Consider the following 9,303-nt stretch of genomic DNA (forward strand, 5'->3'; position numbering starts at 1 on the left):
TGCAATCACCCGGTGCAATCACCCGGCCAATTCGCGGATTGGGCGTCTGAGAAAGCGCGTACAGCGCTCTGGGATGGGCTTTTCAGGCAGGTTAGCGCAGGGGGGGAGGCAGCCTGCGAGGCTGTTACCAAAGCAGGTTTTTACACACGATTGGGGTATGCGGTAACAAAGTGTGAGATTGAGGACGCCGGCTTTCCTGGCTCGATCCTTGATGCTCCAGCAGCATCGACGGTCAGAACGACGGAGTGTCATCGTAGGCATTGAGTGGTCATGTGTACGACGAGTTCGACCCGGGGAACATTGTTGTTCTCTGTTGGACGGTGGAAGGATTTACACGGTGCGTTAAGAGCATCGTGAACAGGCTGTGCTCACACTGTCCCCCTCTTGAGGAGGGGTATCCACCCAATTGCGTTGAATCGCGGCATGCGGAGTGCCGTGCAAATAACGCCAAAACAACAAGGTATACGGTTTGCGGCCACCGCCGGCCTTTGGGTAATCACAGCGGACGTAACGCCCCGGTTCAGCGGCGACGCGCCAGCGTCGTCCGCTGCACCGGTCGTCAGGTGCTCAATTGATTTTAACGATCTCGGGCGGACTCCACGTGCCTTTGCCAGGAGGCAGTACGGAAGGGGTTTCCGTCTTCGGCCAATACAGGCGCATCACCATGTAGATCAGATCATTCGGTGCGGGCAGCCAGTTGCCTTCCTTGTCCGCGCCGGGTGAGTCCTTCTGGACGTAGAGCGTCAACGAGCCGTCTGCATTCTTCTTCATGTCGGGTAGCATCGGCGAGTTGATGATGTAGCGATTGATCGGATTCTTGATCAGCAGTTGCGACTTGCCGTCGTACATGGTCACCGACCAGAAGGCGTTGACCGGCGGGAGCTGCCCAGCGGGAAAGGTGATGGTGTAGTTGTGCTTGCTGCCGTCAAGCGGCTTACCATCGGACAGGACCTTGGCCATCGGATACGTCGCCTCTTCGGCGTCGTTGGCATAGATGCCCGCTTGTGCGATGGCGGCACGCTTTAGCCAATCACCATTGTAGAACGCGGCATCACCGCCGGAACTCACGATGTTCCAGCCATTGACCTGCGTGCCGAGATGATTGACTGCATTCTGGACCTTCGTATGCCCAGCCTGCATGCCCTCAACCACTGCGGCCTTTTGCTCGGCGGAGAGTTCCTGGAAGTTAAAGTCCTTGCCGGCGCCAATGCCCATACGGGCCAGCCTCGCGCGGATCGCCACTTCATCCGGTGTGGCCGGGGCAAACTGCAACGCAAAGCCCAGATACTTGAAGAAGTCGGTCTTCACGAGGTCCTTGTCGAACTTCGGAAAGTTGATCGCCGGCGCGGCAGGCGGCGCGGGCTGCTTGAGATAAGCCGATAGCGGCTGGGCCGCATAACCGGACTGGATCTTTTCGACGTTTGGCATGTCCGCCGGATTGAAGAGCTGGGTGCGAAAGATCACGAAGAGGAGTTGTGTACTGGAACGAAACACCTTCTTGATTCCTGGCGGGGTCACACCCTTCCAGTCTGGGCCGACCACCAGGTAATCGCCGGCTTCGCTGCCGGTGGTGCGGCTGCCGATGTAACCTAAGTTGTTGGTGCTGTTATCAATTAGCTGCACCGAGTAGTACCGCGGTTTCTCCACCGTCGGCACCGACAGCACGATCGGCTCGCTACGCAGATCCATAAACATCAAGGAATACGGTGTGTCGCTGTTCGGCGAGACGATGGCCGTGTCCTTGTAGCTAAAGACATTGTGCATGCTGTGAATGTGGTTGAACGGCGCCTTGTACTGGCCGGAGTTCTTGTCCACGGCATAGTCGTACATGGTTGCGTAGTTCATCACGATGGGCAGACCGTAGATGTAGCCTTCCTCGGCGATGGCTTTCGTTTCGGCGGGAGTGATGTCCGCTGCTTGGGCGTGCGTAAATCCAAAGGACGCGAGCAATACCATCGCACAGCCAAATGTTCTCGGTAGTGTGGTTATCATGAACCTGAAACTCCATTTTTCGCATTAGATGATTGAGTCGGCCAGCTAACTGCTAATCAGGCGATATTCAATGTCGCGTTTGCTCACGACTTGATATCTCATAACGCTCCTTGTCTTGCTGTAAGGCTATGTTTTTCCTGATGTTTGTCGACGCGAGCGCGACACTGATCGAGGAGAAACACGACGGATGGCAAGCGCAGACTGCTCGGTCAGTATAAGCAGCAAATCAAACAACGCTGCTGACATGACAGCAACGTGTCCTCTGACTTCTGGCTGGGTAGCGAATTTTCGTGCCAGCCAGCATGGCTAGACACTGATGTGCCCTCCAAGGCGGGAATCCTGATGATCTTGATTCATATCTATCCTCATCAAGGGGGGGCAACGTCTCGAATTTCACCGAGTCGCAGGCGCTCAACCATTCGAGCGCTAAAAGTGAATCTTACGGATAGTTTCACTTAGGAAAGAGTAGTGAGTACGCCACCCGAAAGCCCCAACCGTGTGCACCATCTTCAGGACTGTGCGCCCAGTATCGCGGCCCCGCCTGAAGGCTCATGGGCTGCTTGCCGACTTTGAACAATTGCGTCACGAACAGGTTGATCGGCACATTCCACTCCCTGGCTTCCCAGTCGTAAGTGGATTCTGCTATTCAAGGTCAGACCCAGTGGCCTCAGCCCTTTCGGCAATAGGACCCGCTGGATCTCAGCCTGAGCAAGCGAACGACTGCTTGCCAACTGCAAGCAGTCGCAAGCGTCGCGTTACTTCGATGCCACCACTGCCGGCGGCTGCCAGCTACCGGCGCCAGCGGGAAGAATCGAAGGCTGCGTAGCCTTCGGCCAATACAGGCGCATCACCAGATAGGCCGTGTCGTCAGGCGCCGGCAACCAGTTGGCTTCCTTGGTCTTGCCCGGCGAATCCTTCTGGATGTACAGGGTCAGCGAACCGTCCGCGTTTTTCTTCATGGCCGACAGCATCGGCGAATTGATCAGGTAGCGGTTGAGCGGATTCTTGATCAGCAGCTGGCTCTTGCCGTCGTACATGGTCACCGACCAGAAGGCATTGACCGGTGGCAGCTTGCCGGCGGGGAAGGTGAGCGTGTAGTTGTGCTTGCCGGTATTCAACGTCTGGCCGGTGCCATCGGTACGCGTAATGGGGTACATCGCCTCGGCGGCGTCATTACCGTACAGACCAGCCTTCGCGGCGCCAGCCCGCATCAGCCAGTCGCCTTTGTAGAATGCCTGGTCGCCGAAGAACGCGCCGACGCTCCAGCCGTTGATATTCTTCATTCCGCTCGAGAGGAACTTGTCGACCTTCTCGTCGCCGGCCTTCATCCCGAGCAGGACCACGGCCTTGTGCTCGAGCGAGAGGTCTTTGATTTCGAAGTTCCGGCCGGGGCCTACCCCGATGCTGGCCAGCCTGGCACGGATCTCCTTGTCCTCCGCTGATGCTGGCACATACTGCAGCGCCGCCGACAGGTACTCGAAGAAGTTGGCCTTGATACCTTCCGTGGTAGCCGGCAGGAAATCAATCTTCGACGCAGCGGGCGGCGCGGGTTGATGGAGGAAGGCGGACAGTGGCTGGAGCTTGTAACCCGCCTGCAGCTTCTCGACATTCGGCATGTCGGCTGGATTGAACAACTGGGTGCGGATCAACGTCAGTGCGAAAGGGGTCGTGGAGCTGAACACCTTGTCGATGCCAGGGGGAGTCGCACCCTTCCAGTCGGGGCCTGCAATCAGATAGCTCCCGGGTGCGCTGGCCGTTGCCCGGCTGCCGATGTAACCGTAGTTATAGGTGTTGCCGTCGATCAGTTGCACCGAGTAGTAGCGCTTTTTGGAAACTGCCGGCACGGTGATTACGAGAGGCTCTGCGCGCAGGTCGGCCCAGAGAAAGGAGTACGGCGTGTCGCTGTTGGGTGTAATGATGGCCGTGTCAGCTGGCGTCGCGACCTTATGATCGTTGTGCAGTTGGTTGAAGGGGGCCTTGAACTGGCTGGACCTGGAGTCCACCGCGAACTCGTTCATCACGGCGTAGTTCATGACCAGCGGYAAGCCGTAGATAAAGCCTTCCTCGGCGATCGCCTTGGTCTGCTCGAGACTYGGCGCRGGTACGCCCTTGGYCACATCCGYCTTGTCYGCCTGYGYGATCGGATCGTTCTTGCTCGCACACCCCGCRAAAAGCGTTGAACCCACKACGAYGASYGCCGCAGCCATTGTCCAGCCCTTGTTAGAATTCCTTTTCATTTCCACCTCGTTGGTTTTGTGCAAGCTGGCGTCGCGAGTGTTCATGTGAACCGGTTCTGGAAGTGTCTACGTCAATGCCGATGTCGCCGAATTTCGACCAATCCTGCCAATTGACTGTGGCCAGAATAGACCATTGCGTATCCGGTTGCTGGCGATGGTCGAAGGGCCTTGTGCCCGGGCCGCTGCACCGGCATTGGCCAGTCCAACGTTGTCGGTGGCGATTTCGTACAACATCAGGCCACCGGCAACACTGCGGCCACTGGTAAAGACCGGGTATAGGCCGCCATGCACCGTCGCGGCGCATACTTCAGGTTGCTGCAATCACTAACGTCATCGCCCACTGTTCTTTTCGAAAACCGACCTGTGCATGTCGGTAGCAAGCAAGTTGTCGTTTTCGGCCATTCCCTCCCAAAAACGCTACCTTATTGCTCACCGCCAATGAGTAGAGCGGTTGACCACATCTCCTTCGCTTTTAACCTTATCCCTTGCGATCATCGAGATAGAGACATCGGCATGTCGTTTTTTGAACGCATGGAAGGATTCATTGAAGTCAGGTGTGAGTTTTGCAGGTAAATACAAATAGCTCGCCGGACGAGCAATAAAAAGAGCCTGCGCCTGAGGCCGTTTACCCGCTTTGTGTGAGGAGATACCGCGATGACGACGTTCAACTCCGGGGCCCAACCCCAGAACCGTGCGCCTCAATCCATCGGCTTTCTGCTGCTGGACAATTTCACGCTGATTTCCCTGGCGTCCGCCGTRGARCCCCTGCGCATGGCCAACCAGTTGTCCGGTCGCGAGCTGTATCGCTGGACCACGCTCACAGTCGATGGCGGTCAAGTCTGGGCCAGTGACGGTCTGCAGATCACGCCTGACGCCGCCATGCACAAAGCGCCGCCGCTCGACATTGTGATTGTCTGTGGCGGGATCGGAATTCAACGCACGGTGACCCGCGCACACGTGTCATGGCTGCAGAGTCAGGCACGTCAGTCCAAACGCTTGGGTGCGGTGTGCACCGGTAGCTGGGCGCTGGCCGGTGCCGGCTTGCTGGATGGATTCGATTGTAGTGTGCACTGGGAATGCCTGGCGGCGATGCAGGAAGCCTTTCCTCGGGTGAGCATGAGCACCCGGCTGTTCACCCTCGACCGRAACCGCTTCACCAGCTCCGGCGGCACCGCGCCACTGGATATGATGCTGCACCTGATCAGCCGCGATCACGGACGTGAACTGTCGGCCGCCATTTCGGAAATGTTCGTCTACGAGCGCATTCGCAACGAGCAGGATCACCAACGCGTGCCACTCAAGCACATGCTCGGCACCAACCAGCCGAAGTTGCAGGAAATCGTGGCGCTGATGGATGCCAACCTCGAAGAGCCGATCGACCTCGACGAACTGGCGGTGTACGTCGCCGTTTCGCGACGTCAGCTGGAGCGGCTATTCCAGAAGTACCTGCACTGCTCACCGTCGCGCTATTACCTGAAGCTGCGTCTGATCCGCGCCCGGCAATTGCTCAAACAAACGCCGATGTCGATCATCGAAGTGGCGTCGGTCTGTGGTTTCGTGTCCACGCCGCACTTCTCCAAGTGCTACCGCGAGTACTACGGCATTCCGCCACGCGACGAGCGTGTAAGTTCCAACACCACACAACAAGTCGCGATGACGCCGCTGCCACAGGCCCTGGTGCTGTCGCCGTTGTCCGGACCGTTGTCGGCACTGAGCCAGGCGCGCAATGAGTCGACTTTCGCTAGCGTAAGGCTTTAAACCGAGAAGCCATTAAAAGATCGCAGCCGTGGTCGGTTGATGGAGTGATTGTGAGCCGCAGAGTCGCATTGCCCTGCGGCGCCATCACTCTGGTTTGAGTTATCGAATATCAGCTTCGAAATCCAAGCGTCGTTGACGGTGCTTCGCCAAAACGTTTTTTATATTCCTGGGCAAACCGACCCAAGTGGGCAAAGCCCCATTTGAAGGCGATATCGGTTACCGACGCATCATCACTTTGATTGCTCAATTCGAGATGCACCTGCTCCAATCGCAGGTTGCGCAGATAGGCCATGGGCGTGGTATCGCAAAAATCACCCCAGCCTATTAAAGGCCGAGGTTTTTTGGGAGGGCGCTGGAGCATGTTTACTCGACGGCTTTGACCATGTCTTCGATGACCTTTTTCGCGTCGCCGAACACCATCATGGTTTTATCCAGGTAGAACAGCTCGTTGTCCAGACCGGCGTAGCCGCTGGCCATCGAGCGCTTGTTGACGATGATGGTCTTGGCCTTGAACGCCTCGAGGATCGGCATGCCGGCAATCGGCGATTTCGGATCGTTCTTCGCCGCCGGGTTGACCACGTCGTTGGCRCCSAGCACCAGCACCACGTCGGCCTGGCCGAACTCGGAGTTGATGTCGTCCATCTCGAACACCTGGTCGTAAGGCACTTCGGCCTCGGCCAGCAACACGTTCATGTGCCCGGGCATACGACCGGCCACCGGGTGGATCGCGTACTTCACGGTCACGCCGCGATGGGTCAGCTTCTCGGTCAGTTCCTTCAGCGCATGCTGYGCCCGCGCRACCGCCAGGCCGTAGCCCGGCACGATGATCACGGTGTCGGCGTTGGTCAGCAGGAAGGTCGCGTCGTCRGCCGARCCGGATTTCACCGGACGGGCTTCTTTCGAACCCGCCGGGCCGGCCGCCTCCGTCGTATTGCCGAAACCGCCGAGCAGCACGTTAAAGAAGGAGCGGTTCATCGCCTTGCACATGATGTACGAGAGGATCGCACCGCTCGAGCCTACCAGCGAACCGGCGATGATCAGCATCGAGTTGTTCAGCGAGAAGCCGATGCCCGCCGCTGCCCAGCCGGAGTAGCTGTTGAGCATCGACACGACCACGGGCATGTCCGCGCCGCCGATCGGGATGATGATCAGCACGCCGAGCACGAAGGCCAGCGCCAGCATCACGGCGAAGGCGGTGTAGTCGCCGGTGAGCATGAAGGTCACGCCCAGGGCCAGTGTGGTCAGGCCCAGCAGCAGGTTCAGCTTGTGCTGGCCGCTGAACTGTACCGGTGCACCCTGGAACAGGCGGAACTTGTACTTGCCGGCCAGCTTGCCGAAGGCAATGACCGAACCGGAGAAGGTGATTGCACCGATGGCGGCACCGAGGAACAGTTCCAGGCGGTTACCGGCCGGGATCGCGTCACCCAGTTGCGCAACGATACCCAGCGACTGCGGCTCGACCACGGCGGCCACGGCGATGAACACCGCCGCCAGGCCGATCATGCTGTGCATGAAGGCGACCAGTTCGGGCATCTTGGTCATTTCGACGCGTTTGGCCATGATCGAACCGGCCGTGCCGCCGATCAGCAGGCCGACGATCACGTAGACGATACCGTCATGCGCGAGCTCGGCGCCGAGCTTGTAGATCAGGCCGACTGTGGTGAGGATCGCCAGGCCCATGCCGAGCATGCCGAACAGGTTGCCACGCCGCGATGTGGTGGGGTGCGAGAGGCCCTTGAGTGCCTGGATGAAGCAGACCGAGGCAATCAAATACAGGGACGTAACCAGGTTCATGCTCATGCTTGCTGCACCTCAGCCTTGACTGCGGCGGCCTTGGCAGCCGGAGCTTTGGCCGCTTTYTTCTTGAACATTTCCAGCATGCGCCGGGTCACCAGGAAGCCACCAAACACGTTGACCGCGGCCAGGGCCACGGCCAGGGTGCCCATGGTCTTGCCCAGCGGGGTCACGGTGAGGGCGGCGGCGAGCATGGCGCCGACGATCACGATGGCCGAGATGGCGTTGGTCACCGCCATCAGCGGCGTGTGCAGTGCCGGTGTGACGTTCCAGACCACGTGGTAGCCGACATAGATCGCCAGCACGAAGATGATCAGGTTGTAGATACCGTGAGAGATCAGCATGTCTTCCATTGTTTTTATCCTCAGCCGTTCTTGCGCACGATCTGGCCGTCGCGGCACATCAGGCACGCGGCGACGATATCGTCTTCAAGGTTGATCACCAGTTGTCCTTCTTTATCGAACAACAGTTTCATGAAGTCCAGCAGGTTGCGKGCGTACAGCGCCGAAGCATCGGCCGCCACGGCGCTGGCCAGGTTGGTTGGGCCAACGATGGTCACGCCATTTTCGACGACCACCTGATCGGCCACRGTCAGCGGGCAGTTACCGCCCTGGGCGGCCGCGAGGTCGATGACCACCGAGCCCGGTTTCATCTGTGCCACAGTTTCCGCGCTTAGCAGTGTCGGTGCCTTGCGGCCGGGAATCAGCGCGGTGGTGATGACGATGTCAGCCTGCTTGGCGCGTTCGTGTACGGCCGCGGCCTGGCGCTGCATCCAGCTGGCCGGCATCGGGCGGGCGTAGCCGCCGACACCGACGGCGCATTCACGCTCTTCATCGGTCTCGTAAGGCACGTCGACGAACTTGGCGCCGAGGGATTCGATCTGCTCTTTCACCGCAGGACGCACGTCAGACGCTTCGATCACCGCACCCAGGCGTTTCGCGGTAGCGATGGCCTGCAAACCCGCTACACCAGCGCCGAGAATCAGCACGCGCGCTGCTTTCACAGTGCCCGCAGCGGTCATCAGCATTGGCATGAACCGCGGATAATGATGAGCGGCCAGCAACACCGCCTTATAGCCGGCGATGTTGGCTTGCGAGGACAGCACATCCAGGCTCTGTGCGCGGGAGGTACGCGGCGCGGCCTCCAGGGCGAAGGCGGTAATMCCGCACTCAGCCATCTTGGCGATGGTTTCGTTGCTGAACGGGTTGAGCATCCCCACCACRACGGTGCCGCTTTTAATCAGCGCCAGCTCGCTGTCGCTGGGCGCGACCACCTTCAAAATCAGCTCTGCACCAAACGCGTCATTGGCGCTGCCAATGGTTGCGCCTGCCGCTTCATAGGCACTGTCGACTACGCTGGCATTRACGCCGGCGCCGCTTTGTACAGTGACCTTATGACCCTGGCTGATCAGCTTYTTGATGGTTTCCGGGGTTGCAGCAACCCGTGTTTCACCGGTCTGGGTTTCGAGAGGAACACCAATGTGCACGTCAAATCTCCTGCGTGATCTTATTGAGTAAACCCA

At 58.9% G+C, this 9,303-nt stretch carries 6 protein-coding genes and 3 pseudogenes; 1 reads left to right on the forward strand and 8 read right to left on the reverse strand.

Features of this window, described 5'->3' with window-relative positions; translation table 11 throughout:
* Nucleotides 1-567: 567 nt before the first annotated feature.
* From AC1DVH_RS21445 to AC1DVH_RS21460, 4 genes and pseudogenes are all read right to left on the reverse strand, one after another.
* Nucleotides 568-1,956, reverse strand: a complete 1,389-nt coding sequence (locus AC1DVH_RS21445; RefSeq protein ID WP_477755501.1) for a DUF1254 domain-containing protein — start codon at nt 1,954-1,956, stop codon at nt 568-570.
* Nucleotides 1,957-2,443: 487 nt separating this feature from the next.
* Nucleotides 2,444-2,632 (reverse strand): annotated as a pseudogene (locus tag AC1DVH_RS21450) (transporter); the annotation flags it as partial.
* 115 nt (nt 2,633-2,747) lie between these two features.
* The gene (locus AC1DVH_RS21455) at nt 2,748-4,199 is read right to left on the reverse strand and encodes a DUF1254 domain-containing protein (RefSeq protein WP_477755502.1); all 1,452 of its coding nucleotides are present in this window, start codon (nt 4,197-4,199) and stop codon (nt 2,748-2,750) included.
* Between the two features lie 174 nt (nt 4,200-4,373).
* A pseudogene (locus AC1DVH_RS21460) lies at nt 4,374-4,520 on the reverse strand (transporter); the annotation flags it as partial.
* 363 nt (nt 4,521-4,883) lie between these two features.
* Between AC1DVH_RS21460 and gbdR the strand changes: the two are divergent.
* Nucleotides 4,884-5,987, forward strand: coding sequence for a choline metabolism transcriptional regulator GbdR (gene gbdR, locus AC1DVH_RS21465; protein WP_477755498.1), 1,104 nt, complete (start codon nt 4,884-4,886; stop codon nt 5,985-5,987).
* 109 nt (nt 5,988-6,096) lie between these two features.
* On the opposite strand, the pseudogene AC1DVH_RS21470 reads toward gbdR, so the two are convergent.
* From AC1DVH_RS21470 to AC1DVH_RS21485, 4 genes and pseudogenes are all read right to left on the reverse strand, one after another.
* A pseudogene (locus AC1DVH_RS21470) lies at nt 6,097-6,291 on the reverse strand (helix-turn-helix transcriptional regulator); the annotation flags it as partial.
* Between the two features lie 59 nt (nt 6,292-6,350).
* Complete coding sequence (locus AC1DVH_RS21475) at nt 6,351-7,787, reverse strand: NAD(P)(+) transhydrogenase (Re/Si-specific) subunit beta (protein ID WP_477755499.1); 1,437 nt, start codon at nt 7,785-7,787, stop codon at nt 6,351-6,353.
* Nucleotides 7,784-8,134 (reverse strand): NAD(P) transhydrogenase subunit alpha part 2, encoded by a 351-nt coding sequence (locus tag AC1DVH_RS21480; RefSeq protein ID WP_046042645.1) that lies wholly within the window; start codon nt 8,132-8,134, stop codon nt 7,784-7,786. The genes AC1DVH_RS21475 and AC1DVH_RS21480 overlap by 4 nt, the downstream gene beginning before the upstream one ends.
* Before the next feature lie 11 nt (nt 8,135-8,145).
* On the reverse strand, nt 8,146-9,267 hold the full coding sequence (locus AC1DVH_RS21485) for a Re/Si-specific NAD(P)(+) transhydrogenase subunit alpha (protein ID WP_477755500.1): 1,122 nt from the start codon (nt 9,265-9,267) through the stop codon (nt 8,146-8,148).
* Between the last annotated feature and the right edge of the window lie 36 nt (nt 9,268-9,303).

It is taken from the genome of Pseudomonas sp. P4_C3 (assembly GCF_056402075.1).

Coding starts and splice junctions, on each gene's coding strand:
- AC1DVH_RS21445 (WP_477755501.1), bottom strand. CDS start 1,956: ATGGTATTGCTCGCGTCCTTTGGATTTACGCACGCCCAAGCAGCGGAC.